The sequence below is a fragment of the Enterococcus sp. DIV2453a genome, assembly GCF_050533535.1.
Lineage (GTDB): Bacteria > Bacillota > Bacilli > Lactobacillales > Enterococcaceae > Enterococcus > Enterococcus faecalis.
The window spans coordinates 2,634,613-2,660,997 of sequence record NZ_CP172899.1 but is presented as its reverse complement, the minus strand read 5'-3'; the positions used below and the strand labels follow the sequence as shown (position 1 = coordinate 2,660,997).

23 protein-coding genes are annotated in these 26,385 nt (G+C 39.7%); 20 read left to right on the top strand and 3 right to left on the bottom strand.

Annotation, left to right across the window (positions count from 1 at the left end; translation table 11 throughout):
- Positions 1-224: 224 nt before the first annotated feature.
- On the top strand, positions 225-5,084 hold the full coding sequence (locus tag IGK03_RS12875; protein WP_049095436.1) for a hypothetical protein: 4,860 nt from the start codon (positions 225-227) through the stop codon (positions 5,082-5,084).
- Between the two features lie 126 nt (positions 5,085-5,210).
- Here the strand turns inward: IGK03_RS12875 and IGK03_RS12870 are convergent, their stop codons facing one another.
- The gene (locus IGK03_RS12870; protein WP_229201446.1) at positions 5,211-5,375 is read right to left on the bottom strand and encodes a hypothetical protein; all 165 of its coding nucleotides are present in this window, start codon (positions 5,373-5,375) and stop codon (positions 5,211-5,213) included.
- 19 nt (positions 5,376-5,394) lie between these two features.
- On the opposite strand from IGK03_RS12870, the gene IGK03_RS12865 reads away from it, so the two are divergent.
- From IGK03_RS12865 to IGK03_RS12820, 10 genes are all read left to right on the top strand, one after another.
- A complete protein-coding gene (locus IGK03_RS12865) occupies positions 5,395-5,493 on the top strand; it encodes a hypothetical protein (RefSeq protein WP_229203123.1) in 99 nt (32 codons plus the stop codon).
- The gene (locus tag IGK03_RS12860; RefSeq protein ID WP_002365407.1) at positions 5,450-6,184 is read left to right on the top strand and encodes a WxL domain-containing protein; all 735 of its coding nucleotides are present in this window, start codon (positions 5,450-5,452) and stop codon (positions 6,182-6,184) included. The genes IGK03_RS12865 and IGK03_RS12860 overlap by 44 nt, the downstream gene beginning before the upstream one ends.
- A gap of 4 nt (positions 6,185-6,188) precedes the next feature.
- A complete protein-coding gene (locus IGK03_RS12855; RefSeq protein WP_002385162.1) occupies positions 6,189-6,989 on the top strand; it encodes a WxL domain-containing protein in 801 nt (266 codons plus the stop codon).
- Complete coding sequence (locus IGK03_RS12850) at positions 6,990-7,748, top strand: WxL domain-containing protein (protein WP_010824036.1); 759 nt, start codon at positions 6,990-6,992, stop codon at positions 7,746-7,748.
- A gap of 105 nt (positions 7,749-7,853) precedes the next feature.
- Complete coding sequence (locus IGK03_RS12845) at positions 7,854-8,936, top strand: DUF916 and DUF3324 domain-containing protein (RefSeq protein WP_002372747.1); 1,083 nt, start codon at positions 7,854-7,856, stop codon at positions 8,934-8,936.
- Between the two features lie 101 nt (positions 8,937-9,037).
- Positions 9,038-9,523 carry a hypothetical protein gene (locus IGK03_RS12840; RefSeq protein WP_002372750.1) on the top strand — a complete coding sequence of 162 codons (486 nt, stop codon included), beginning with the start codon at positions 9,038-9,040 and terminating at the stop codon, positions 9,521-9,523.
- Positions 9,498-10,979, top strand: coding sequence for a helix-turn-helix domain-containing protein (locus IGK03_RS12835; protein ID WP_002378832.1), 1,482 nt, complete (start codon positions 9,498-9,500; stop codon positions 10,977-10,979). Before IGK03_RS12840 ends, IGK03_RS12835 begins: the two co-directional genes overlap by 26 nt.
- Before the next feature lie 289 nt (positions 10,980-11,268).
- Positions 11,269-11,766 (top strand): RNA polymerase sigma factor, encoded by a 498-nt coding sequence (locus IGK03_RS12830; protein ID WP_002372752.1) that lies wholly within the window; start codon positions 11,269-11,271, stop codon positions 11,764-11,766.
- Positions 11,767-11,790: 24 nt separating this feature from the next.
- A complete protein-coding gene (locus IGK03_RS12825) occupies positions 11,791-12,675 on the top strand; it encodes an RsiV family protein (RefSeq protein ID WP_002370130.1) in 885 nt (294 codons plus the stop codon).
- 129 nt (positions 12,676-12,804) lie between these two features.
- Complete coding sequence (locus IGK03_RS12820) at positions 12,805-13,941, top strand: ArgE/DapE family deacylase (protein ID WP_002367472.1); 1,137 nt, start codon at positions 12,805-12,807, stop codon at positions 13,939-13,941.
- 52 nt (positions 13,942-13,993) lie between these two features.
- On the opposite strand, the gene IGK03_RS12815 is transcribed toward IGK03_RS12820, so the two are convergent.
- Positions 13,994-14,785 carry a hypothetical protein gene (locus tag IGK03_RS12815; RefSeq protein ID WP_049095454.1) on the bottom strand — a complete coding sequence of 264 codons (792 nt, stop codon included), beginning with the start codon at positions 14,783-14,785 and terminating at the stop codon, positions 13,994-13,996.
- Between the two features lie 163 nt (positions 14,786-14,948).
- Between IGK03_RS12815 and IGK03_RS12810 the strand changes: the two genes are divergently transcribed.
- The 3 genes from IGK03_RS12810 (at position 14,949) to IGK03_RS12800 (ending at position 16,534) form a co-directional block, all read left to right on the top strand.
- On the top strand, positions 14,949-15,332 hold the full coding sequence (locus IGK03_RS12810) for a YccF domain-containing protein (RefSeq protein WP_002358999.1): 384 nt from the start codon (positions 14,949-14,951) through the stop codon (positions 15,330-15,332).
- Between the two features lie 88 nt (positions 15,333-15,420).
- Positions 15,421-15,846 carry an Rrf2 family transcriptional regulator gene (locus IGK03_RS12805; RefSeq protein WP_002383201.1) on the top strand — a complete coding sequence of 142 codons (426 nt, stop codon included), beginning with the start codon at positions 15,421-15,423 and terminating at the stop codon, positions 15,844-15,846.
- Positions 15,847-15,904: 58 nt separating this feature from the next.
- On the top strand, positions 15,905-16,534 hold the full coding sequence (locus IGK03_RS12800) for an NAD(P)-dependent oxidoreductase (RefSeq protein WP_016618615.1): 630 nt from the start codon (positions 15,905-15,907) through the stop codon (positions 16,532-16,534).
- A 78-nt stretch (positions 16,535-16,612) separates the two neighbouring features.
- Here IGK03_RS12800 and IGK03_RS12795 read toward each other — a convergent pair whose 3' ends face one another.
- Positions 16,613-17,818 carry a hypothetical protein gene (locus IGK03_RS12795; protein ID WP_202334926.1) on the bottom strand — a complete coding sequence of 402 codons (1,206 nt, stop codon included), beginning with the start codon at positions 17,816-17,818 and terminating at the stop codon, positions 16,613-16,615.
- Positions 17,819-18,009: 191 nt separating this feature from the next.
- Between IGK03_RS12795 and IGK03_RS12790 the strand changes: the two genes are divergently transcribed.
- The 6 genes from IGK03_RS12790 to mutS all read left to right on the top strand — a co-directional run bounded on the left by IGK03_RS12790 (position 18,010) and on the right by mutS (position 26,361).
- Positions 18,010-19,254, top strand: coding sequence for a competence/damage-inducible protein A (locus tag IGK03_RS12790; protein WP_010706982.1), 1,245 nt, complete (start codon positions 18,010-18,012; stop codon positions 19,252-19,254).
- A gap of 113 nt (positions 19,255-19,367) precedes the next feature.
- A complete protein-coding gene (gene recA, locus IGK03_RS12785; protein ID WP_002354860.1) occupies positions 19,368-20,414 on the top strand; it encodes a recombinase RecA in 1,047 nt (348 codons plus the stop codon).
- A gap of 396 nt (positions 20,415-20,810) precedes the next feature.
- Positions 20,811-22,367, top strand: coding sequence for a ribonuclease Y (gene rny / locus IGK03_RS12780; RefSeq protein ID WP_002354863.1), 1,557 nt, complete (start codon positions 20,811-20,813; stop codon positions 22,365-22,367).
- Between the two features lie 159 nt (positions 22,368-22,526).
- Entirely contained in the window at positions 22,527-23,324 is a 798-nt protein-coding gene (locus IGK03_RS12775) for a TIGR00282 family metallophosphoesterase (RefSeq protein ID WP_002354864.1), read from the top strand.
- A gap of 73 nt (positions 23,325-23,397) precedes the next feature.
- Positions 23,398-23,784, top strand: coding sequence for a RicAFT regulatory complex protein RicA family protein (locus IGK03_RS12770; protein WP_025188759.1), 387 nt, complete (start codon positions 23,398-23,400; stop codon positions 23,782-23,784).
- Positions 23,785-26,361, top strand: a complete 2,577-nt coding sequence (gene mutS / locus IGK03_RS12765; RefSeq protein ID WP_016617409.1) for a DNA mismatch repair protein MutS — start codon at positions 23,785-23,787, stop codon at positions 26,359-26,361.
- The last annotated feature ends 24 nt before the right edge of the window (positions 26,362-26,385 follow it).

Here is a 26,385-nt window from a genome sequence, read left to right as displayed (position 1 = left end):
TTTGTTAATTTTAATGTTAAAAATAACGTTTTTGTTATTTTTGTGAACAAATTAACATTTTTATCTTACAAAAACAGCAAAAAATTCGTTTAGTTAACAAAAAGAAAATTAAAAAATAAATTTTTTTTTTGAAATTAAGAAAATATCTTTAAAAAAATCAGAAGAAAACTTCGTATACTTGAGCCATAGGTTGGTTGTGGAAAGTTTACTTCGAGGGAGGAGTGATGAAGTTAATGAAAAAGAAAATCGCTGTTTTATTGGCAACTTGTTTACTTGTACAACCATTTTTATCTGTTTCAGCGTGGGCGATTGAAGGGGAGCAACAAACGGAACGTACGCAGACACAGCCAAAAACAGCAGAAACCAGTACAAGTGAAGCAACAAAAGAAAGCAGCGCACATTCTACAGAACAGTCATCAATGACGGAATCTAGTGCTATCACAGAAAAAGTAACCACCTCTTCCACAGAAACAAAACCAAGCGAAGAGCAGAAGCAAATCACCTTGACCTTTGAAACAACGGATCAAGCTTTGTTTCTAAATGATGCCAAAAGTTATCAAGTGGTAAAAGAAAAAAATCAGCCACTTCGGACAGAAGAATTACCAAAATGGGCGAATAGTGAGGAAAATGCGACTTTCGTTGGCTGGTCTTACCAAGGAAAAACATATACAAATGAAGAACTTCTTCAATTAGAGTTTTCAGAAGATACACAACTTACGGCTGTCTTTAAACAGAAACTGACACGCATGGCCAGAGCTATCTCAGTTGATCAGTCCATTGCGGACACAATTGCTCCTGCGGATAAAACAAAAGTGATTGTTGTGCCAAGTCCAGCAGGAGATGGAGCAGCGTACAAAGAATATGCATCGACAGAGGCTGGCTTGAAAGAAGCCTTGTTTGATTTGTATCAACAGGGAAACAATGGCGATTTCACTCTTTATATAGGAAACAATATTACGACGAGTGCGGCGACCACCGCTAAAGTGATTCCTGACACCGTTACGGCAAGTAATATGACTTTTTACGCCTTGCAAGGCAAGGTCAATCATTTAGTGATTACTGGAAACAGTGCGGATCCGATTAGTATGGATCAAACGGCGCCAACGGGTTCTAAGACGTTAGGATTTAATCAAAATATCTTTTTTGGCTCAAACATCACTTTGAGAAATCTAAACTATACAGGTACGAATATGTATTTAAATGGTTACAGTTTGAACTTGAATGGCGGTTCTAGTGGAAACGGTCTGACCGTATACGGTGGAACGGATACAGGAGATGTTTCAGGAAACCCAACTTTAACAGTAAATAGTACAGGTACAGGGACATGGAATTTCTATGGCGGAAACCAAAATGGTGGTAATTTAGCTGGAAATCCTACGATTGTTATTAACAATACACGGAGCGGACTAAATACATTAAGTGGGGGCGCCAATATTGGGACAGTGACTGGGAATACTTCATTGGTTGTCAATGATTCTGGTGGCAGAATTGCTTCAATTTATGGGGGCGGTTATGGGACCAACGCAACCAACACAGCGAATGTTACTGGTAACGTCTCAACAAAGGTTGCGATTACGAATGCTGCTACAGGTTTCCAATTAAGTACGTATTATGGCGGTGTTCAATACGGAAATATTGGTGGAAAAGTAACAAACGATATTTCTGGATATGGCCGTTGGTATACAGCGGGTCAACGTTTTATTGGTGGCTCTTCCCGTGGCGATATAGGAACGAATCGTACGACTGATGGAATTACTACAAATTTAAATACACAGTTGTATAGTGCGGGTCGTGCAGATTTTGAAGGAGGCAACCAATATTCTGGAACGATCATCGGAGATATTACGAATGTGGTTACAGCAGGAACGAATACCGCTGGTGGTATTAATGATTTTAACGGCGGTGCTGGTAACAATGTTTCGAAATTTAACAAGAGTCAAATTGGGGCCTCAAATGAAGCAACGTATGATGCTTATACACCACAGCAAAGAGCAGAATTAGCCAAATCGGCAGCAGCTTTTAAAGTTTTCGGAAATATTTCTTCTAAATTAGTCAGCGGTTCGTTTAATAATGGTGCAATTTACTCAACTGCAGCTGGCCGCGGCGGTTATATCGAAGGAAATACAACAATTGAAGTGGGAACAGCGAATGGTGATGGGTCTTTAGGTGGCGATGGTATGGCTTATTCAGGCGCAAAACCGACAAGCTTAGATTATTCAACGACCAATAAAAGTCGTGGTAATAATTCAGGTTGGGATATTGTTGGTGGCGGCGGCTATCCTGCTAGTAATGATACTTGGGATATCTATATAAAAGGAGATACTAAGACTGTTTTAAATAATACCATTGCTCGCTGGACATATGGTGGCTCTTTTTCAGGTGTCGTTGAAGGCAATACTTCTAACACATTGAATGGCGGGATTGCTGACACATTAGAAGGAACAGGCTATCAAGCAGCTCGAGTTTATGGAAACGGTCAAACAATCGTTAATAATGGTCAAGTCGATTGGTTTCTTTCAGGCGGTGGCTGGAATGATGCCAAAAATGTTGGGAATGTCGGTGTAACGGTTTATGAAGGAGTAATTAATGCTTCGATGGGCGCTTCTTATGGAGCAAGCGGTGGCCATACAATTACTGGTAATTCAGACAATCGCATCTACGGAGGAAATTTCTCAGGAACTCCTCGGACAGGCGCGAACGGTTTTTCAGGTGGGATTACCAATGCGGGCTCACTTCTTGGAAATGCCAAACTCTTAATTGATTTAAGAAATTACAACGGAGAGTTTAAGTTGCCTGGTAATACCTACATTACTGGTGGTCGGCCCTATGGTCAAAATACGACACTAGGAACGGATGAATCAAACACAATTACTTTAAATATTTTCACTAAAACAGGTGTGGAATCTTTAAATGGGGCCAGCATTTACGGTGATGGTGGAACCAATGCTGCGTATACCAAGAACGGCAAGATTACAATGAATATTCAAGCAGCGGGTTCTAGTATTGGAAATTTATATGCGACACAGTATTCCAATATCAGTGGCGGAAAAATCTTACGTGATGTTACCGCAAATGTTCAAGGTGCAGTTAGTATTAACGGTTTATCCGGTGGTTCATCAACAGATAATTTTACTAATGCAATTGTGAATGCTAGTTCAAATAAAGTGGCCTTTAACTTTGGGACTAACGTTGACGGCACCAATAACTATCAAACAGAACCACTAAATGCGACAGGCTTAGGCGTTGTCAACTTTACGGAATTAAATGTCACCAATGGCATTAAATTAATGGCTAATGGTGGGAACATCAAAAATGGCGTTTCTGCTACTGCCGCGAATCATAGTACGACTTACAATGAATTCGGATCAATTCATCTATCTAAAAACGCTGGAATTGGAATCACCAACACAGCCAATTTAATTTCAGCTAGCAAACTAACGGTTCAGGATCATGCAACATTAGAAACAATTCCTGGTACAGGTAAAGTAAACATTGCGGATTTTGAAGCTGTCGATCCAACAAAAGATGAACTTTTATGGATTAAACCAACGACAGATACAACTGCTTTGGTGGATAGCACAGGGACTTGGTTTGGAAATGTCAAAGCCTATCAGGTCTTGACGATTAATCCAACGGTCAATAATGCTACAAAACTTACGCCAACAACGTTTCATGGGATTGAAAAAGCGACTGGAAAAACATTTATTGGCGATAACGATGTGACCAAGGGCGCCAATGGCTATGGAATAGCAATTCCTGGCTCCATCATCGATTACGAAGTGGAAACGCCTGGGATTGTGGCAGGTGCAGGTACTATTTCTCATGATGTAAAAGAGGTCAAAGCTGGCAATGCGCCGTTAACCTTACAAGCGTGGGGCACCGAAGTAGCTGGACAAAAAGTTCAAAAAGGACGTTTGATGATTCCGACCTCAAGTGCTTTAACACCAACCCTAAGCTTCCTTCCTGACGAAGTAACAGGTTCTTGGTTGCACCAAGGAACGGTTAAATCTAGTGAAGTTGGGAGCGCGATAGAGCAAATTCCAGAGCAAAAAGATACCACCCCGCTTTCATGGAAAGCGACGAATATGAACTACAGTTATCAGGTGAAAGTTCAATTTTCAAATAAAGTGGAACTTTCGGGGCAATCGGTGATTGTCACAGAAGATGAGGCAGCGCAACTAACGACTGTCGATAAAGTAATAGAAATGCTTGGTGCAAAAGGTCGGCCGTTTTTCAAAACCTCATTAAAAGAGACGGATTTACCACAAATTCAAGCGCCGTTAGCAGAAAAAACTGTATCGCGGACACATGATATTCAATTAGAAGCAGGGACGTCAGGGGATAATTTGCAAAACAAAACGGTTCATTTAGTTGTTGTGAAAAATGAAAGTGTCCTTGCCAAAGATCGTTCGTTTGCCTTGTATGCGACAAGTGCGCATTTGAAATTAAAAGAAGCAAATGGCTTAACGAATTCAGACGAGTTGGCACAATGGACACAAGCAACGGTGATTTTCGCAGATGGTCGGGCCAATCAAACACCAAGTCTTGATGCCGCAACCTTCCAAGCCATTCAGCAAGCGAAACCAGAAGAATTAGCTAAAACGGTGCCAGCCAATTATCAATTTACAGAAGCTGGTGAAACATTAAATAAAAAAGTCAATGTGTCTATTTCAGGCGAATTAACGTTAGAAAAAGTACCTAAAACAATTGATTTTGGCAAACAAAAAATTTCTGCCAAGCCAGAAGTTTACTGGCCAACTCTTTCAGATGATTTAGTCGTTCAAGACACACGCGGGACAGAAAGTACGCCTTGGAAACTGAATGTTCAGGTAACGAATCCCTTAACGAACGGCACAGATCAATTGGAAGATTTGTCATTGGTTACAGACAAAGGAGAATTTTTACTCAATAAGGGAGATACGGTTGTTACAGAAAATGAAGGCTCAGGTTCAGGTAGTTATACAATTAACCAAGGTTGGGGTGCGGCAAACCAACGGGGACTTAAACTATCTGTGCCAGTCGAAAAACAAAAAGTCGGTGAATTTAAAGGGACATTGTCATGGTCATTAGTCATGGCACCATAACAAGGAGGAGAGAAGTGAGATGAAAAAATACCTTTTGCTTAGTTGTTTTTTAGGTCTTTTCAGCTTCTGTCATTCAGACACTGCGTTTGGGGAAGCAGCTTATGAAAATAGTGGTGTTGTCTCCTTTTATGGAACGTATGAATATCCCACAGAAGAGTCGACAACAGCGACTAGTAATTCTTCCACAACGACCGAACCCACCAAGCCAGCTGACGGAGGTGCTTCATCTATCCTTTCTTCTGGCATATATGGGTCGCGACAAGGAAGATTACCAGCGACAGGTACCACCAATCAAGAACCATTTATTTATTTGGGAATCAGCCTTATCACTATAGGCATATTATTTATTAAAAGGAGAAAAGAAGATGAAAAAAACAGTATTAGCAGTAGTAGGGATTGTAGGATTTAGCGGTGTCCTAGCGACACAACAAGCATTTGCGGAAGATATTAACGTGAACTATACAAGTAATGGCGCCATTACATTTGAACCAGATACAGATCCAACGAAGCCAGTTAACCCAACCAATCCAGATGAAAAAGTTGAACCAGAAGATCCAACTGACCCAACTGGACCAAAACCAGGGACTGCAGGCCCCTTATCAATTGACTATGCTTCAAGCTTTCAATTTGGGGCCCAAAAAATCACTTCCGATACGAAAGATTATTACGCACAAATTCAAACATTTAAAGATGGAACAACAGGTCCCAACTATGTTCAGGTAACGGATAAACGTGGGACACAAGAAGGCTGGACGTTAAGCGCTGTACAAAATGGGCAATTCAAAACAGCCCAAAATGAAGAATTAGTGGGGGCCGCTTTATCGATTGCCAATGCAGGTGTGACATCGATTGTTGATGCCGCATACGCGCCAACACCAACAGCAGCACATACCTTTGTTCCTGGAACAGAAGTAGAATTAGTCAAAGCAGAAGATGGTAAAGGAATGGGGACTTGGGTCTATCGTTTTGGGAAAGATGCGACAGAAGGTGCTACTGCCGTGAAATTAAATGTCCCAGGTAAAGCGATTAAATTAGCAAAAGAATATCGTACGACCTTAACATGGACATTGAAATCTGTACCAACGAATGTTGGAGGCTAAGTAAATGAAAAAAACAGTCGTCTACTCCTTGTTATTCGGAACAATGTTGCTTGGCGCCACTGTTCCTGCTGAAGCGGCGACGGTCGTTTTTGATAGCGAACAGTCGATTGTTTTTACCCCAAGCACAGATGGGACGGATCCAGTAAATCCAGAAAATCCCGATCCAGAAAAACCAGTTCGACCAGTCGATCCAACGAATCCTGATGGACCTAATCCAGGTACCCCTGGGCCGCTTTCCATCGATTATGCCTCAAGTTTGGATTTTGGGAGTAATGAGATATCGAATAAGGATCAAACGTATTTTGCCAGAGCGCAAACCTATAAAAATCCAGATGGTTCAGCAAGTGAATTGGCAACTGCTAATTATGTACAAGTAAGTGATTTACGGGGAACCAATGCTGGCTGGGTTTTAAAAGTGAAACAAAATGGTCAATTTCGTAATGCAGAAACATTACACAAAGAATTAACAGGCGCCACCGTCGCCTTTACTGAGCCCAGTGTGCGCTCAAATGCGACGGACGTATTGCCGCCAACTGCTACCGCAAACATTCAATTAGATGCTGCAGGCGCAGAAACTGTTGTCATGCAAGCCCCAGAAAAGACCGGCGCCGGAACGTGGATCACGCTGTGGGGGCAAGCGGAAAAAGTGACCGAAAAAAATCAACAAGGACAGCAAGTAAATGCCACAATCACACGGGCAATCTCACTAACTGTTCCCGGGAAAACCCCTAAGGATGCAGTACAATATAAAACAACTTTGACTTGGCTACTTTCAGATGTACCAGTAAATAATGGAGGGAAATAAATGAAAAAGACAAAAGTAATGACATTGATGGCAACCACAACTTTAGGCGCATTGGCACTTGTACCAATGAGTGCATTAGCAGTCGACGGTGGTGAATACCAAACAAACGGAGCGATTCAATTTGCACCAAATACGAACCCAACGAATCCAGTTGATCCGACGAATCCAGATCCGGATAAACCAATTACGCCAGTTGATCCAACTGATCCGACAGGGCCTAAGCCAGGGACAGCAGGTCCGTTATCCATTGACTATGCATCTAGCTTATCTTTTGGGGAACAAACGATTACCTCAAAAAATATGACCTACTATGCAGAAACACAAAAATACAAAGATAATGCTGGTGCCGACCAAGAAGGCCCGAACTTTGTTCAAGTCTCAGATAATCGTGGGACTGAAACAGGTTGGACGCTAAAAGTAAAACAAAATGGTCAATTCAAAACTGAAGCCAATCAAGAACTAACAGCGGCCAAAGTAACTTTAAGCAACGGACGCGTGGTTTCAGCTTCACAATCTGCAAAACCAACGACAGCGCCAGCTATGATTGAATTAAACCCAACTGGGGCTGAATCAGTGGTCATGGCTGCTGGCGATAAAGAAGGTGCGGGTACGTACTTAATGAGCTGGGGCGATAGTGTAGATGCCGCTAAAACAAGTATTTCATTAGAAGTACCTGGTTCAACCACAAAATATGCGAAAAAATACACGACAACTTTTACTTGGACTTTGACAGATACACCTGCTAACACAGGAAACTAAGAACGACAGCATACACGCAAGATCGGGATATAAGTCAAAAATTTTTGGCTTATCTTTCGGTCTTTTGGTGCTTATAATACAACAAAGAATGACAGACATAGGAGAATGAATATGAACAGATGGAAAGTATATGCAACGGTAATCGCTTGTATGTTATTTGGCTGGATTGGCGTGGAGGCGCACGCTTCTGAATTTAATTTTGCGGTCACACCAACAATTCCCGAAAATCAAGTGGATAAATCAAAAACTTACTTTGACTTAAAAATGGCGCCTGGTGCCAAACAAACCGTAGAAATTCAGTTACGCAATGATACAGATGAAGACATTACCATTGAAAATACGGTGAACTCAGCGACAACGAATTTAAATGGCGTAGTAGAATATGGCCAAAACGGGATCAAACCTGACAAAACTTTACGCTTTAACTTAAAAGATTATGTGGAAGCACCGAAAGAAATCATCTTGCCGAAGCATTCCCAAAAGACATTACCTTTAACCATCACGATGCCTAAAGATTCTTTTGATGGCGTGATGGCTGGCGGCATAACACTCAAAGAGAAAAAGAAAGAAACCACGACTTCTGCGGATCAATCAAAAGGGTTAGCTATTAATAATGAATACTCCTATGTTGTGGCTATTATTCTTCAGCAAAATGAGACAAAGGTTCAACCAGATTTAAAATTACTGGGGGTTAAACCAGGCCAAGTCAACGCGCGAAACGTCATCAATGTTTCTTTACAAAACCCACAAGCGGCCTACTTAAACCAATTACATTTAATCAACACTGTTTCAAAAGGAGGCGAAACGCTTTACCAATCCGATACTGAGGATATGCAAGTGGCGCCAAACTCTAACTTTAGTTACCCAATTTCTTTAAAAGGGGAACGATTAACGCCAGGGAAATATGTCTTGAAATCAACGGCCTATGGTGTAAAAGATGAAAAGGGCACCTATCAAGTCAAAGGCGCCAATGGTGAAGAACGGTACCTGTACAAATGGGAATTTACAAAAGAATTTACTATTTCTGGGGACGTTGCTAAAGAATTAAATGAAAAAGACGTAACCATTAAAGGAACCAATTGGTGGTTGTATCTACTGATTGCATTCATCATTCTAGCGCTGCTCTTATTGATTTTCTTCTTGTATCGTAAAAAGAAAAAAGAGGAAGAACAACAATCTGAGCAATAAAAAGGGCTATCTATTGACAAAAAGGGTTTTCCTTGTAAAAGTAAAGGTACTTTTACAAGGAATTGCTTCCCATAAAGTAGAGGTAGAGAGAGTGAGAAGCCATGAGAAAAAAGTATCTTTTTTTATTTAGTTCTTTGCTAATTTTTACGGCTGTCGAAATAGAACCAATTCAAACATTGGCGACACCTATTTATAATCCCTTAGAACCAACGGAAGAAATTCAACCAAAACCAGAATCAATCACCCCTCAGGAAAAGTCAGAACCGGAACAACCTGCGCCAACCCCTCAGGAAGATCAAAAAACTACGGTTCCTTCTGAAGAAAAAAAGCCTTCACCCAAGAAAAAAGACAAACCTGTGGAGAAACCGGCAATGTCAAAAGAAAAAAAGAAACAAACAAAAGAAACAACGGCTCATCCCCTACAAGTGAATAAAGATTTTGTCTTTCCTAACGGACTTGGTGCAGGCGGCGATGAAGAATCTGAAAGCTATTTAGCAGCGGTTGGGTACTTTCTTTCAGGAAATGGATTGTATGGGAAAAAAATGGATGTGAGAGAAGTCTATGATATTGATGATGTTTTTAAATAAAGTGGATAAAAGAAAAATCGCCTTATTTCAGTTACTGGAAAATGCACCGATGTTAACAGAGTCAAAAGAAACCGTAATGCAGGAGTTAGAATTATCTGAATTTATCGTGAACAAAACGGTCGCTGAATTAAATGCTGATTTTATTGAATTTGGTTTATCAGAGGATTTTCAAATTGTGAGCGATGGTATTTTCTTAACGCTTAATGAATCAGGAACGGAAACTTCTGCTACTTTGATTGATTGCTATATTAAAGAGTCGTTACGTTTTGCTATGTTTCAAGATTTCTTTTTTCAGCGTTTTGATTCTGTAAATGAGTTTGCGTTAGAACACTTTGTTAGTCACACATTGGCTTATAAGGAGTTCAAGGAATTAAAGAAAATGCTGGAAAATTATCAAATTACAATTAATAAAGAATTTCACTTGGTGGGAAATGAAACCAATTTACGCGAAGTAACAACACTGGTTTTTTTACAATTATACCAACGTGATTTTTCATTGTACGGTAAAAAAGTTTTAGAGCAGATTCGGAACTTTGAGCTATTTTTTTCTGAGAAGGTTCATCTTAATCAGCGTGCGGGCTATGCACAAGCTAAATGTTTTCATTTTTTGGCGGTTTCTTTAGTACGAACGCAGCAACAGTTTTATGTAGAGAAAAAAGTAGATTCGCAAGTGTTAAAACAATTAGCCGGTGACAATCAGCAGAATGTTTTCAATTGGTTAGAGAGTCTTCAAATCCCAGAACCACAACGAACAAACGAAGGCAATTATTTACTCTTATTTTTAATTGCTGAAGAGTGGCTTCAAGTAGCTTCAGCAGCACTTTGCCAAAGATTTGCAGAAATTCAACAATTGAATCGTGACTTGTTAAGCTATTTAAAAATACAATTTCAGCTTTCCGAGGAAGTCCTGCAAGGTTTTGAACAAAAAGTAACAATCGTACATTTTAAATTGTTCCATTTTCCAATAGAAGCAAACTATAGTTATCGCAAAATGGATATAACCTACTTTGCAGAAACGTATACAGAGTATTTTTCTGCTAGTCGACAATTTATTCAAGAACAAAAAACGAATCCCGCTGTTTGGGATGCCAGACAGTTTTTATTTTATCGGTATCTGTTGTTAATGGTGGATGCGTTACCATTGAAAAAAGTTTTGGCTCCGATTACATTGTGTGTCGACTTTTCCTTTGGTGAAGCCTATAATCGTATGATACAAAAAAATATTGAAAAAATTACGGAATGGAATATCATTTTCAAAGCACATGTAGATGAAAGTGTACAATTAATTTTATCGGATATTCATTTTGTCGATTGGCCTGAGATTACCCAAATTATTTGGCTAGCGCCACCACGTCCTGTTGATTGGTCGCATTTTATTAAAACGCTGAGTGCACTAAGACCGCACTCGGGAGAAGAAAACAAGGTCGGGACAGCACCGCTTAGCTCCGAGAAATAAGAAGAAATTTCCGGAAATTGTTCTTTAATTTTTGGAGACCAAGTAGGTATTGTTCATCATCGAATCACTACGTTCTTCGTGATTCTCAACAATTTCGGCTTATTTCCGAAGGAGCTGGTTCTGTTCCCGCCGTTTATCAGATTTTGAGCGTGAAGCAAAAATCCAAAGTGATTTTTGTACCACGCTTTTTCTTTTAGAATATAAAAATTAAAAATAATAAAAAAGTTGAAACTTTTTATGCTTGTGATTCGTCTATATAAGTGTACAGGAAAGGAGGTTCCAGAAATCGATGGTTTTCGATGGTTGGAAAAGAAAAAAACAAATTCGTGCGTTAGAAACGCTTGTTGATACCAAATATGAAAAAATGTATCGCATTGCCTTTAACTATACACATTCGAAAGAAGATGCCTTGGATGTGATTCAAGAAAGCTTTGAAAAGGCACTGAAGGCCATCCAAAAAGGACCCGATATTAATGATTTTGACGCGTGGTTCTTTCGAATTCTGCTTTCTGTAGCGACAGATTATTGGCGTAAAAAGAAACGAGAAGCTGTTCATATTGAAAAAGATGAACATGTGTTAGCCCTTTTAAATAATCCCCAACGCAGTTTTTTAGAAATTGAAGAAATTATTAATCAATTAGATAGTCCCAATCGTGAAATTATTCTATTAAAATTTTTTGAAGGATTTACGCTAAAAGAAATCGCCTTGATCCTGGATATTAACGAAAACACGATTAAAACGAAGATGTACCGCAGTTTGAATGAACTCCGAAGTCTATTGAATTAGTAAAAGAAAGGAAGCGAAAAAATAATGGAAGATTTTGTAAAAAGTGTTGTTAAAAACTTTTCAAAAGAATACCGCCAACAACCGTTGCCAACGGATCTACAAGCGGAAGTCAAAGCGCGTTTTCATAAAGAGAAAAAGCGGTACACCTGGCTTCGTTTTAGAAACCGCTCACTGCAAAGTAGTGTAGTGGTGGCTTGTGGCTTTGTCTTATCAGTCAATTTGTTTCCAGGTTTTAGTGAAGCAGCCCGCAACATTCCTGTGTTAGATAAAATTGTTCAATTAGTCACCATCAAAACGTTGACAGCGAAAAAACAGGAAAGTGAAGTAAACATCGATGTCCCTAAAATCCAAACATCCCAAGAATCTTCAGTAGCCGACACGCTCAACAAAAAATACTTGAAAGAAGCCCAAACAGAATTTCAACAAGTCAAAGGGCAATTGTTTGATGGTTCTCGTGTTTCAGTCACTGGAGATTATGAAAAAGTTGTGGACGACCGTCGCTTCCTAGTGGTCAAACGAACCTTCACAGAAATTAAAGGCAGCTCTGCGACGACAACGAAATATGACACCATCGACAAACGAGCCAATGTTGTCGTTTCACTCCCCTTAATTTTTAAAAATGATTTTTACATTGATGTCATTAGTAGTGAAATTAAACAACAAATAGCAGACCAAATGAAGAACGATAGCAATAAAATATACTGGTCCGAAAAAGAGGATGCCCCCAGTGATGTTCAACCCTTCAAAAAAATTAAAAAGGACCAACCTTTCTATATCAATGAAAAACACCAATTAGTGATTGTGTTTCCTCAAGGAGAAATTGCGCCTTACTATATGGGCACCCCTGAATTTGTGATCCCTAATCAAGTCATTGAGAATGAATTGGCAGCGCCTAATTATTTAAAATAAACTCAGCAAAAAACACGCGACATTTCTTAAAACTGTCGCGTGTTTTTTACTGACCTAACCAAGTCAGTTGCGGTTTTACTGAGAGAAGCGTACACTAGAATTAAGCATAACAAGAAAGGGCGAATGGCAATGGAAAAATCAGAAAAAATTAGTATTTTACAAGATGTGGTTAAAATTAAATCTGTAAATGGAAACGAAGAAGAAGTGGCAATCTATTTACAAAATCTTTTGAAAAAATATGAGATCCCTTCTGAACTTGTTTCTTATGCACCAAATCGTAGTAGTTTGGTTGCTTATTTAGGTGAAAACCGAGAAAAAGTCTTAGGGTTTAGTGGCCACATGGACGTGGTTTCTGAAGGGGACGAAAGTCAATGGACTTTCCCGCCATTTGCGGCCCATATTGAAGGAAATAAATTGTATGGCCGTGGCGCAACGGACATGAAAAGCGGCTTAGTCGCAATGGTTTTAGCAATGATTGAATTAAAAGAAAAGGAAGTTCCATTAAATGGAGCGGTTAAATTTTTAGGTACAGTTGGTGAAGAAGTCGGTGAGCTAGGTGCTGGCCAATTAACTGAAAAAGGCTATGCGGATGATTTAAGTGCCTTAGTCATTGGAGAACCAACCAATTATAACTTGATGTATGCGCACATGGGTTCAATTAACTATTCTGTTGTGTCACACGGAAAAGAAGCCCACAGTTCGATGCCAGAAGAAGGCATTAACGCGATTAATAATTTGAACGAATTTATTACAGAAGCAAACCAACAAATGGCGGAAGTCACAGCAAACTATGAAAATCCTGAATTGGGTCGAACGATTCACAATGTAACCGTCATTAAAGGTGGCACACAAGTGAACAGTATTCCAGGTCAAGCAGCCTTGCAAGGGAATATCCGTTCAATTCCAGAATTCAGCAACGACCAAGTCATTGCATTATTACAAAAAATTGTCGATGAATTGAACAAAAAAGAAAAACATCAGTTAGAATTAACGATTGATTACAATAAAATTCCTGTAAAAGCTGAGAAAGATTCTGCGTTAATTCAAGCCATTCAAGCCCAATTTGATCAACCATTACCATTAGTGACAAGCGCTGGGACCACAGACTTAGCTGAATTTACTAAATCAGACAATACATTTGATTGCGTTGTCTTTGGACCAGGTGTGACCACTACTGCACACCAAGTCGACGAATATGTCGAAATTGATAATTATTTAGATATGATTGATAAGTATCAAGCGATAGCAAAAAGTTATTTAAATTAAAAAAGTGTCGCGCCTGAATCATAAAAATCAGGTGCGACATTTTTTATAAGGTTTATTCCACCACAGTCCATTCATTTAAGGTTTTGCCGTTCTCATCAACTAGCTCTAACCAGCTGTTTGTTCCAGCAAAATAGAGAAACAAGCCGACTTCATTAACGCTTTTTAAGATGATATCTTCCGTTGTGACAAACTCTTTAAATTGGCCCTTGCGTTCATCACGAAGTTTTTCACCAAATCTAGCGGAGAAACCGACAGACCCGTCTTTATTTAAAGGGGCTTCTGGCATCATTGTCGCGCCAGCTTTAATAAGCATTTCATTGCGCTTTTGCCAAAAAACAGTTGCTTTGCTTTGTCGAGTATCAATATAAAAAGGAATTTGGCTAACTTCTTTTGTCCATTTGTGGCGTGCTTTGGCTGGTCTGGCTTTTTTCGGCGCCGGTTTTTTAAACAGAGAATAGCCAAAACGTTCCAAGATAAAGGTGACTGTTTCTTTATAGTTAGTCACTGTCGCTACCGCACTTTTCGGAATTTTGACTGTCGTTGGGGTTGCTTCCAATGTTAAACCACTTTCTTTCGCATCATCTAGGAAAGCTTGCGCTAAATAGGCAAGTTCTGTGTCCCAAGTCGGTTTCAATAAAATCGAGTGATCAAAAGAAACTTCTTTATATGTAGCTTTTTCTTCAGCAAGTCCTAAAGCAACTAGTTGGTTATCTCTTAGCAAGAAAAGAATCGCTGCCTCTTTTTTCGGTAATTTAGTTGTTTGTTCAATGATTAAGTGGGCCTGATCGGCTAAATCAATGAGTGTCTTTGTTTTTTTTAGATCAACGGTTAAATGTAAGTCCATGAAGTCTGCTCCTTTATCGTTAGTTTCTTCATTGTATCATGAAATAGCGTCTTCGTCTTTTAACGAGTCAGCGACCTTACAATATTGTTTGAAACAAAAAGAAGCTTTCATGGTATACTTACTCACATACATAATTTTTAATGAGGAAAGTAGAGGAACAAGAATGAAAACACTTGGCAATATTTTATGGTTCATCTTTGGCGGCTTTTTTGGTGGCTTATCTTGGCTATTCGCAGGCGTGATTTGGTGTATTACAATCATTGGTATTCCGATTGGTTTACAATGTTTTAAATTAGCGGGGTTGAGCTTTTGGCCGTTTAAAAAGCGAGTCGTGTATAGTGATAGCGGCGTATCTTTGGTGGTAAACATTATTTGGCTGATTATCAGTGGACTACCATTAGCAATTGGGCATTGTATTAGTGGCTTGTTGCTTTGTCTGACAATCATCGGTATTCCGTTTGGGCAACAATCCTTTAAATTGGCGAAATTAGCGTTAATGCCGTTTGGGGCCCGTGTTGTTTCAACAAATGATTTTTATTTTGAATAGTCAGAGGTTTCTCATTGACAAATAAAACGAAACAGCGTATTCTGTAAATGTAACAAATAACGTTACATTTAGTTTGGAGTGATTAGACATGGCCATGTCAACGAAATTAAGTGTTGCGATTCATATTTTAAGTTTGATTGAAACAGGTCCTCAAGAACAAGTGACTTCTGAATACATTGCTTCGAGCGTGAATACGAATCCAGTCGTTGTTCGACGACTAATGAGCCAGTTAAAAAAAGCCGGCTTGATTCATTCCATGCGTGGAGCCAATAAAAATACCTTATTAAAGAAACCAGAAGAGATCTCACTGTATGAAATTTATACAGCGGTTGAATTGGAACGAGAGATTTTCAATATTCATCAGAATCCTAATCCAAACTGTTCCGTTGGGGCAAATATCCAATCGGTACTAGAAACTGAATTTACTAAAGTGCAACAAAAAATGGAAGAAGAATTGAAAAGCATCACCTTAGCAGATGTGATTCATGAAATAGAAGTTAAGAGAGATAAGTAATCTCTCTACTTTTAAAGTGTCAAATGTAACTATTTTAGTTCTATTTAAAAATGAAAGGATGATTTACATGAAAGTAGCAGTATTAGGAGCAACAGGAAAAGAAGGACAATTACTTTTAGCAGAAGCTAAACGTCGCGGGATGGACGTGACAGCCATCGTTCGTAATTCCTCAAAAATAACAGATGGCACACCGACCATTGAAAAAGATGTTTATCAATTAACAACAGAAGATATTCAAGCGTTTGATGTATTAATTAGTGCCTTAGGATTCCCTAATGTGCAAGATTTCCCCAAATCTACCCAGCATTTGATTGAGATTTTAACCAATCAAAAAACGCGCTTGTTTGTCGTTGGGGGCGCTGGAACCTTGTATGTGGACCCAGAACACACAACTCAATTAAAAGATACACCATCATTCCCAGCAGAAATTCAGCCATTAGCTTCGGCGATGGGCGAAGCTTTAAACTTATTGAAAGAAGCTCAAAACATCCACTGGACCTATATTAGTCCTGCAGCCATGTTTGATGCTGATGGTCCTGCGACAGGCCATTATGAAATCGCTGGCGAAGAATTAACAACCAATAGTCAAGGTGACAGCTACATTAGTTACGCAGACTACGCCGTTGCCATGTTAGATGAAGTGGAAAGTAATGCACACCCAAATCAACGAATTAGTGTGTATCAATAAAAGAAACAAGAAAAATGGGGCCTCCGTTAAAACAACGGAGGCCCCATTTTCTTGTTTGATTAATTATTGCTAATGTATTTACTGTTTGGGTGCTCGGTATCCTGCTGCTTCTGCTTCTTCAACAGTAGAGAACCAAGCCACTGGATTAGTGGTTCTATTATAATATCTACTTCCAGGCACATGATAAATTCCATTACGTGACCCTTTAATTAAGGCGTTACCGCTTGGTGCTTCCGCAGCAGCCGTCTCGACTTCCGCTGGTGCCTGTGCGGCTTGTTGCGCCTCTGCTTCAGCTTGCGCTTTTGCTGCCGCTTCGGCTTGTTCTTTTTGCGCTTTTTCAGCAGCTAGTTTTTGAGCTTCTGCTTCTTTTCGTTGTTTTTCTTTGTGGGCATCTAATTGAGTTTTAACAACGGCTACCCGTTTTGTTAAAGCTTGATTTGGGGAGTTTAAAGCATCAATTTGTTTGATCGCTTCATTATAGTAAGCTTCATTGGTTGGTTCTTGTTCAGCTTTTTCAACAGCGGCTGTCGCACTGGCGACTAATTGTTCATTTTTTTCTTTTTCAGCGATAGCGGTTTGAACAGTCGTTAATCGTTGTTGAAATCCTTCTTTGCCAACTGGGGCAGCAGCTACTAATTTTTCAGCTGCTTGATAATCGCTTTTACTTTTGGACTTTTCAGCAGTTGTAACTGCTTTATCAACAGGTACTGCTTCTTTGATTTTTTCAAGGCGATCATTGTATTCCTCGTATTCTTGACTTAATGAAGATACTAAGGTTGCGGCTTCATCATAGTTTTTCTGAGAAGGTTGTTTTTCAGCGTAAGCTAAGGCTTTTTCTGTTTTGGCCAATTCTTGCTCAGAATCTGTGATGCTCGCAATAAATTCTTTTGACGGTGTGACTTCGACTGATTTTTCAACTTTGGTATCTTTCTTCTCAGCCACAAAGGTGATTTTTTGCGTTTTTTCATCGGACAGTTTTACTTTGTAAGCAAACGTTTTGTCTTTTGTTTTTACTTCCTTGCCATTGGCCGTTAGTTTGCTGTTGCCATCGTATTCGCCTTTGATGGTGGCTGAGCCATTGGCATCGGTTTCAACACTCTCTGCATCAAGTGAAAGCGTTGGGGAAGAATCTGTCGTGGCAACCCCACCAATAAATAGAGCGGCACTTGCTAATGCGGCATAGCCATATTGTTTTTTCGGTTGTTTCTTAATTAATGCTTTGATAGTCAGTCCCCCGCTGACAAGTAACCCTAATAGACCTAAAAGTACTAATACTACACTCATTCATTTCTCTCCTTTCGATATAACGTTATTATACAATGTATTGTGAGAAAATGAACATTTTTTTCGTAATAATTAATAAATTTCCTGATAAAAAAATTATTTCCTGAAGCTCAAATTCTTTTGTAAAAATTTTGTTGTGCTAAAATGGAAAGTGAGTTTAACTACGTATGTTATTAGAGAAGGGGAAATCAATGAAAGCAGAAATCATTGCAGTCGGAACAGAATTATTACTGGGACAAGTAGTGAATACCAACGCCACCTTTTTATCAGAAGAGTTAGCTGCGCTAGGCATCGATGTTTACTATCAGACCGTTGTTGGCGATAACGGCGGCCGCTTAGAAACGCTACTAACAGAAGCAGAACAAAGAAGTGATTTAATTGTCCTTTGTGGAGGGCTAGGACCTACAGAAGACGATTTAACCAAGCAAGTTGTCGCACAACATCTCCATAAATCATTAGTAGAAGATCAAGAAGGATTGAACCGCTTGCACCAGTTTTTCCAACAGTCTAAGCGGCCAATGACGGAAAATAATCTACGACAAGTGTTAGCCATTGAAGGTGGACAAGTTCTTCAAAACCCGACAGGATTAGCGGTTGGTTCTTTCGTAACAGAAGGGACAACAAGCTATTTGCTCTTACCAGGGCCGCCCAATGAATTAATTCCGATGTTCCAACAAGCGGCACGACCTTTATTGATTGATGCGTTTCCACAAGAAGAACAATTGATTTCAAGAGTCTTGCGTTTTTATGGCATTGGTGAATCACAGCTGGTGACCGAGATTCAATCGTTGATTGCGCACCAAACGAATCCAACCATTGCGCCTTATGCTAAGGCTAATGAAGTGACACTTCGTTTAACAGTTAAAACAAAAGACTTAGTAGCTGGCGAAGAATTATTAACAGCGACGGAAGAAAAGGTTTTAGCTAAAGTGGGAGACTATTTTTATGGGTATGGGGATGACAATAGTTTAGCCAAGGTAACAGTGGATTTGTTATTACAAAACGGACAAACCGTCACGGCTGCTGAGAGCCTCACCGCTGGCCTATTCCAAAGTACACTGGGGGAAATTGCGGGTGCTTCGAAGATTTTTAAGGGAGGCTTCGTGACGTATTCGCAAGAAACAAAAGAGAACTTTTTAGGAATTTCTCATGAACTTTTAGAAGAACATGGCACGGTAAGTGAAGCGTGTGCCAAAGAAATGGCAGAGAAAGCGCGTCAGTTAGCTAAATCTAACTATGGTTTATCATTTACTGGGGTCGCTGGTGACCCAATCGAAGGTCAACCGACAGGCACTGTTTGGATTGGGCTGGCGGAAGAAGGCCAACCAACCGTTGCAGAATGTTTCCATTTTAACCGTGACCGAAATTATATTAGACAGAGTGCGGTTATGCGGGGGTTAGATCTTTTGCGGCGCCGAATCATTAATAAAAAATAAATATGCGAATGTTTGTTCGGTTTTTTCTTGCTTTTTTGGTACAAAAGAGATATGATAGACCTACTAACAGGAAATGAAAAATAAGTTTATATAAATTAAAGGAGGATTATCCATTGGCAGATGATCGTAAAGTGGCTTTAGATGCCGCACTGAAAAAAATTGAAAAGAACTTTGGGAAAGGTTCTATTATGAAATTAGGCGAAAAAGCTGATCAAAAAATTTCAACTATCCCTAGTGGTTCTTTAGCGTTAGATGTTGCATTGGGCGTAGGTGGGTATCCACGTGGCCGAATTATTGAAGTATATGGTCCTGAGAGTTCAGGTAAAACAACTGTTTCTTTACACGCAATTGCAGAAGTGCAACGAAATGGTGGAACAGCCGCTTTTATCGATGCTGAGCATGCATTGGATCCTCAATATGCGGAGAAACTAGGCGTTAACATTGATGAATTACTTTTATCTCAACCAGATACGGGTGAGCAAGGCTTAGAGATTGCCGATGCCTTAGTTTCAAGTGGTGCGATTGACATCGTTGTCATCGACTCGGTTGCTGCGTTAGTTCCTCGTGCAGAGATTGATGGTGAGATGGGAGCGAGCCATGTCGGCTTACAAGCTCGACTAATGTCTCAAGCACTACGTAAATTATCAGGCTCAATTAATAAGACAAAAACAATTGCTATTTTCATTAACCAAATTCGTGAAAAAGTTGGCGTGATGTTCGGAAATCCTGAAACAACTCCTGGTGGACGTGCATTGAAATTCTACGCAACGGTTCGTCTAGAAGTCCGTCGTGCAGAACAGTTAAAACAAGGAACAGACATCGTCGGTAACCGCACAAAAATTAAAGTCGTTAAAAACAAAGTGGCGCCACCATTTAAAGTGGCAGAAGTTGATATCATGTATGGCCAAGGGATTTCCCAAGAAGGCGAATTACTAGATATGGCTGTGGAAAAAGACCTTATTAGTAAAAGTGGTGCTTGGTATGGCTACAAAGAAGAACGAATTGGCCAAGGCCGTGAAAATGCCAAACAATACATGGCGGATCATCCTGAAATGATGGCAGAAGTGTCTAAATTGGTCCGTGATGCATATGGCATCGGTGACGGTTCAACCATTACAGAAGAAGCAGAAGGTCAAGAAGAACTACCTTTAGATGAATAAATAACGAGTGAATACGACTCGTTAAGAAGAAGGACAACACTTACTGAACAGGACAGGTGTTGTCTTTTTTTGTTTAGAACTAAATTGTTAAATAGACTGTTGTCCATGTCCGAACCCATCCACATCAAGCAGCTTAGTCAAACAGCAGACTATGCGGCGTTTGTTCTAAAATTTAAACAATTCGTGACGGCGGAAACCTAAAAATGTGACGTTGTCTAATATTTGCTGCCCTTTCCAAAAGAAAGGGCTTTTTTAAGTTGACACCTTTCGCGACAAACATTAGAATAAAACTGTGTGTATGCACAAATATGCAAGTAGGCATATTGATAATTGATTTTAGTTTATCAAAAAACTACAAGATATGAATTAACAAAAAGATAGTATGGAGGTGGAAATATGGTTTTAAATATTCTCCTCGCTATCGTCGGTTTGATTGTCGGTCTTGGTTTAGGATTTGTTATTGCAAAGTCACGTCATGATAAAGCAATAAATGGTGCAAAAATTTCAGCGTCGAGTATTCTCGAGAACGCTCGGAAAGAATCAGAAACACTGAAAAAAGAAGCATTGCTAGAAGCTAAGGAAGAGAACCAGAAGTATCGTTCAGAAATTGAAAGTGAGTTGAAAGAAAGCAGATTAGAACTTAAATCTCAAGAAAATCGTTTAATTCAACGGGAACAAACGTTGGATCGTAAAGATGACTCTCTTGAAAAACGTGAAGGCTCACTGGAAGAAAAAGAAGAGAAACTTGGTGCTAGACAGCAATTAATTGATGAGCGAGAAAAAGAAGTAGAAAACTTAATTAATCAGCAACATCAAGAATTAGAACGAATTGCTTCCCTTTCAAAAGAAGAAGCAAAATCGATTATTATGAAGTCAACAGAAGAAGAGTTGAATCATGAACTAACCTTGATGGTCAAGGAGTCAGAACAACGTGCCAAAGAAGAATCTGATCGCAAAGCGAAGAACTTGCTTTCCCTAGCAATTCAACGTTGCGCCGCCGATTCTGTTTCTGAAACAACTGTTTCCGTGGTCACTTTACCAAATGATGAGATGAAAGGTCGCATTATTGGTCGTGAAGGACGTAATATTCGTACATTGGAAACATTAACAGGGATTGACTTAATCATTGATGATACGCCAGAAGCGGTTGTGTTATCCGGATTTGATCCAATCAGACGAGAAATCGCTCGAATGACCTTGGAAAAATTAATCCAAGATGGTCGGATTCATCCCGCTCGTATCGAAGAAATGGTAGAAAAATCACGTAAAGAAATGGATGAACGGATTCGTGAATACGGAGAACAAGCAGCCTTTGAAGTAGGTGCTCATACGTTACATCCTGATTTAATTAAAATTTTAGGCCGTTTACGTTTCAGAACAAGTTATGGTCAAAATGTCTTGAACCACTCAATCGAAGTAGCAAAACTGGCTGGCGTTTTAGCCGCCGAATTAGGCGAAGATGTTCAATTAGCCAAACGTGCAGGTTTACTACATGATATTGGGAAAGCATTGGATCATGAAATTGAAGGTTCTCACGTTGAGATTGGCGCAGAATTAGCTGCGAAATATAAAGAAAATTCAGTAGTTATTAATGCCATTGCCTCGCATCATGGTGATGTGGAAGCAACCTCAGTTATTTCTGTTTTAGTGGCAGCCGCAGATGCGTTATCTGCAGCCCGTCCAGGTGCACGTAGTGAATCGTTAGAAAACTACATTCGCCGCTTAGAAAACTTAGAAAATATTTCTAATAGTTTTGAAGGCGTTGATTCAAGTTTTGCTGTTCAAGCAGGACGTGAAGTTCGTGTCATGGTGAAACCAGAAGAAATTTCTGATTTAGAATCTGTTCGTTTAGTTCGAGACATTCGGAAGAAAATTGAAGATGACTTGGATTATCCAGGACATATCAAAGTAACGGTTATCCGTGAAACACGTGCCGTAGACTATGCGAAATAAAATAAAAAGCGAATAAGTATCGCGTGTAGTGTCTCAACGAACAATTGCAAGGATTGTTCGTTGAGACACTTTTTTTAATCTTTTAAAACCAAAACTTTCTTTTCAAAGCGAAAACAACTATAATAAACAAGAGATGTTAAAAAGAGAAGAGGAACCTTTTTGCGTATATTATTTATAGGAGATGTTGTCGGTTCTTTAGGAAGAGAAGCCTTAGCAACGTATGTCCCTAAATTAAAGAAAAAATATCGTCCACAAGTGACCATTGCCAATGGTGAAAATGCGGCATCTGGTCGGGGAATTACTGGCAAGATTTATAAGAAATTTTTGCAAGATGGTGTCGATGTTGTTACGATGGGTAACCATACGTGGGACAACAAGGATATCTTTGAATTCATTGATGATGCGAAGAAAATGGTTCGTCCAGCGAACTTTCCAGAAGATGTGCCTGGTCAAGGAATGGTTTTTGTGAAAGTCAATCAATTGGAACTAGCGGTGATTAATTTACAGGCCCGCACATTTATGGTGCCATTGGAAGATCCTTTCAAGAAAGCCGCCGAGCTAGTGGCTATCGCTCGCAAACGGACACCGCTCATTTTTGTGGATTTTCATGGCGAAACGACGAGTGAAAAACAAGCCATGAGCTGGTTTTTAGATGGCCAAGTTTCAGCCGTTGTTGGAACACATACGCATGTTCAAACAAATGACGCTCGGATTTTACCGAAAGGGACAGCCTTCTTAAGTGATGTCGGTATGACCGGACCTTATGATGGGATTCTAGGAATGAAGCGTGAACCGATTATTGAGAAGTTTATGACAGCATTGCCGAAGCGCTTTGAGGTAGTCGAAACAGGTCGGACGATTTTATCTGCCTGTATTTTAGAGATTGATGACCAAACGGGCCAAGCGAAGATGATTGAGCCGATTCAGATTAGCGAAGATCGCCCGTTTCAAGAATAATAGAAGAAAAGTTAATCTCGGATCATTAAGAGGTTAACTTTTTCTGCTCTTATAGAAAAAGTGCCGGTGAAAGATGGAGGTGAAAAAAATGGAGCCGTTGAATTTAGATGCACAAAGTAATAAAGAATTAGAAAAATTGCTACATTTAATTGGACAAGATGAAGTCATTCAGCGCTACCAAGCGATTGAAGAAAAGGTAAAGAAAAACAAAAAGCTGACAGAATTAGTGGAAGAAATTAAAGCTGCGCAAAAAGATGCGGTTCAATTTGCTCACTATGGCAAACCAACTGCTGAAAAAGAAGCCATTCAACGAGCTGATGCGAAAACAAAAGAATTTGATGAGCACCCACTCGTTGTAGCCTACCGCGAACAACTGATCGAAGCCAATGACTTAGTCCAACATGTCACGGCGCTCATTCAATACCGCGTGAACGAAGAGCTAGAGAAGGAAGGGAATTAAATGCCACAAAAGACAAAAAATACACCCATGATGGAACAATATTTATCCATTAAGGCCCAATACAAGGATGCGTTTTTATTTTATCGCTTAGGTGATTTTTATGAATTATTTTATGAAGATGCTATCAATGCAGCGCAAATCTTAGAATTGACGTTAACAAGTCGTAACCGCAATGCGGATGATCCGATTCCTATGTGTGGCGTTCCTTATCATGCCGCGCAAGGCTATATTGACACGTTGATTGAGCAAGGCTATAAAGTAGCGATTTGTGAGCAAGTGGAAGATCCAAAGACTACCAAGGGCATGGTCAAACGAGAAGTGGTCCAGTTGGTAACGCCAGGAACGGTGATGAATAGTAAAGGCTTGGAAGCCAAAGACAATAATTACTTAACCGCTGTGCTAACAGATGGTAATCAGTTCGGTTTTGCCTATGTAGACTTGAGTACAGGCGAATTAAAAACAGCAGTCTTGGCTGATGAAGAGGGCGTTTTGAACGAAGCTTCTGCGTTGCAAACAAAAGAAATGGTCCTAGGTTCCGGGATTCCTGAATCGTTAAAAGAGAACTTAAGTTTACGTTTAAATATTATCTTTTCGACACAAGAAACGGTGGAAGAAAATGCCGAGTTTAGTTTTTTAACCAATGAACTGATTAATCCATTAGAAATTGAAATTACAGGAAAATTATTATCTTATTTATCCGTTACCCAAAAGCGGAGCTTGTCCCATATTCAGAAAGCTGTGGAATATCAGCCAGATCATTTCTTGAAAATGGATCATTATTCTAAATTCAATTTAGAATTGAGTCAGTCGATTCGAACAGGACAGAAAAAAGGGACTCTATTGTGGCTATTAGATGAAACGAAAACAGCTATGGGTGGCCGTTTGTTGAAACAATGGTTGGATCGTCCACTGATTCAAGAACGTCAAATTAAGACGCGTCAAGAAATGGTGCAATCCTTATTAAATGCCTATTTTGAACGCTTGGATTTGCAAGCAGCATTGACGAACGTTTATGATTTAGAGCGGTTAGCAGGACGCGTGGCATTCGGCAGTGTGAATGGGCGTGATTTAATTCAATTACGGACCTCTTTAGAACAAGTACCAACGATTCGACAGTTAATTGTCGGGATCAATCAAGGGGAATGGGATGATTTGTTAGTCGACTTAAACCCTGTTGAAGATTTAGTGGCATTGATTGCGACGGCGATTAATGAAGAAGCCCCTTTACAAATTACTGAAGGAAATGTTATTAAAGACGGCTATAACGACCAATTAGATGAATACCGTGATGCCATGCGCAATGGTAAGCAATGGTTAGCGGAGTTAGAAGCGAAAGAACGCCAAGAAACAGGGATTAAAAACTTGAAGATTGGCTACAATCGTGTCTTTGGTTATTTCATTGAAATCACTAAGTCAAATTTAGCGAATTTAGAAGAAGGAAAATACGAGCGGAAGCAAACATTAGCTAATGCGGAGCGCTTTATTACGCCAGAACTAAAAGAACTAGAACGTTTAATCTTAGAAGCCGAAGAAAAATCAGTTGAACTAGAATATCAATTGTTCTTGGCCGTGAGAGAACAAGTGAAAACGAACATTGATCGGTTGCAAACACTGGCTAAAACCATTAGTGCGGTTGATGTTTTACAATCTTTTGCAACAATTAGTGAACGGTATCAATACGTTCGACCAACGTTAAGAAGTAACACGAAAAATTTGGCGATTGTCGAAGGACGACACCCAGTCGTGGAAAAAGTTTTAGGGCATCAAGAATACATTCCAAACAGTATCCGCATGAACCCAGAAACAGATATTCTCTTGATTACTGGACCAAACATGTCAGGGAAAAGTACCTACATGCGTCAATTGGCTTTGACGGTGGTCATGGCGCAAATTGGCTGTTTTGTACCAGCGGAAAGTGCTGAAATGCCAATTTTTGATCAAATTTTTACACGGATTGGGGCCTCTGATGACTTAATTGCAGGGCAAAGTACCTTTATGGTAGAAATGATGGAAGCCAACCAAGCACTGCGGCACGCCACGCCTAACAGCCTAATTTTATTTGATGAATTAGGACGCGGCACGGCAACCTATGATGGAATGGCGCTAGCGCAAGCCATCATTGAATATATCCATCGTGAAGTACAAGCCAAAACGTTATTCTCTACACATTATCATGAACTAACTGTTCTAGATGAAACCTTAAAAGGCTTGAAGAATATTCACGTGGGCGCTGTCGAAAAAGATGGCGAAGTGGTCTTTCTTCATAAAATGATGGAAGGACCTGCTGATAAGAGCTATGGGATACATGTTGCTAAAATCGCTGGTTTACCAAGCTCGCTTTTAGAACGAGCAGCCACCATTTTATCCGCTTTAGAAGCGGAAGAAACAACGATTCCAAGTTCAGTTCATCATGAAGAAGTTTCAGAAGTCCATGAAGAAACCGAGCAACTTTCATTATTTAAAGAAGTTTCAACAGAAGAATTAAGTGTCATTGACACATTGAAGAAAATGAATCTATTAGAAATGACACCACTAGATGCGTTAAACATGCTTCATCAATTGCAAAAACGTATCTAATTAGGAACCGAACCGGTTAGGAGG

Coding starts and splice junctions, on each gene's coding strand:
- IGK03_RS12825 (WP_002370130.1), top strand. CDS start 11,791: ATGGAAGATTTTGTAAAAAGTGTTGTTAAAAACTTTTCAAAAGAATAC.
- IGK03_RS12820 (WP_002367472.1), top strand. CDS start 12,805: ATGGAAAAATCAGAAAAAATTAGTATTTTACAAGATGTGGTTAAAATT.
- IGK03_RS12790 (WP_010706982.1), top strand. CDS start 18,010: ATGAAAGCAGAAATCATTGCAGTCGGAACAGAATTATTACTGGGACAA.
- IGK03_RS12860 (WP_002365407.1), top strand. CDS start 5,450: ATGAAAAAAACAGTATTAGCAGTAGTAGGGATTGTAGGATTTAGCGGT.
- IGK03_RS12875 (WP_049095436.1), top strand. CDS start 225: ATGAAGTTAATGAAAAAGAAAATCGCTGTTTTATTGGCAACTTGTTTA.
- IGK03_RS12850 (WP_010824036.1), top strand. CDS start 6,990: ATGAAAAAGACAAAAGTAATGACATTGATGGCAACCACAACTTTAGGC.
- rny (WP_002354863.1), top strand. CDS start 20,811: ATGGTTTTAAATATTCTCCTCGCTATCGTCGGTTTGATTGTCGGTCTT.
- IGK03_RS12845 (WP_002372747.1), top strand. CDS start 7,854: ATGAATATGAACAGATGGAAAGTATATGCAACGGTAATCGCTTGTATG.
- IGK03_RS12805 (WP_002383201.1), top strand. CDS start 15,421: ATGGCCATGTCAACGAAATTAAGTGTTGCGATTCATATTTTAAGTTTG.
- IGK03_RS12840 (WP_002372750.1), top strand. CDS start 9,038: ATGAGAAAAAAGTATCTTTTTTTATTTAGTTCTTTGCTAATTTTTACG.
- IGK03_RS12795 (WP_202334926.1), bottom strand. CDS start 17,818: ATGAGTGTAGTATTAGTACTTTTAGGTCTATTAGGGTTACTTGTCAGC.
- IGK03_RS12835 (WP_002378832.1), top strand. CDS start 9,498: ATGATATTGATGATGTTTTTAAATAAAGTGGATAAAAGAAAAATCGCC.
- mutS (WP_016617409.1), top strand. CDS start 23,785: ATGCCACAAAAGACAAAAAATACACCCATGATGGAACAATATTTATCC.
- IGK03_RS12810 (WP_002358999.1), top strand. CDS start 14,949: ATGAAAACACTTGGCAATATTTTATGGTTCATCTTTGGCGGCTTTTTT.
- IGK03_RS12800 (WP_016618615.1), top strand. CDS start 15,905: ATGATTTACATGAAAGTAGCAGTATTAGGAGCAACAGGAAAAGAAGGA.
- IGK03_RS12855 (WP_002385162.1), top strand. CDS start 6,189: ATGAAAAAAACAGTCGTCTACTCCTTGTTATTCGGAACAATGTTGCTT.
- IGK03_RS12830 (WP_002372752.1), top strand. CDS start 11,269: ATGGTTTTCGATGGTTGGAAAAGAAAAAAACAAATTCGTGCGTTAGAA.
- IGK03_RS12815 (WP_049095454.1), bottom strand. CDS start 14,785: ATGGACTTACATTTAACCGTTGATCTAAAAAAAACAAAGACACTCATT.
- IGK03_RS12770 (WP_025188759.1), top strand. CDS start 23,398: ATGGAGGTGAAAAAAATGGAGCCGTTGAATTTAGATGCACAAAGTAAT.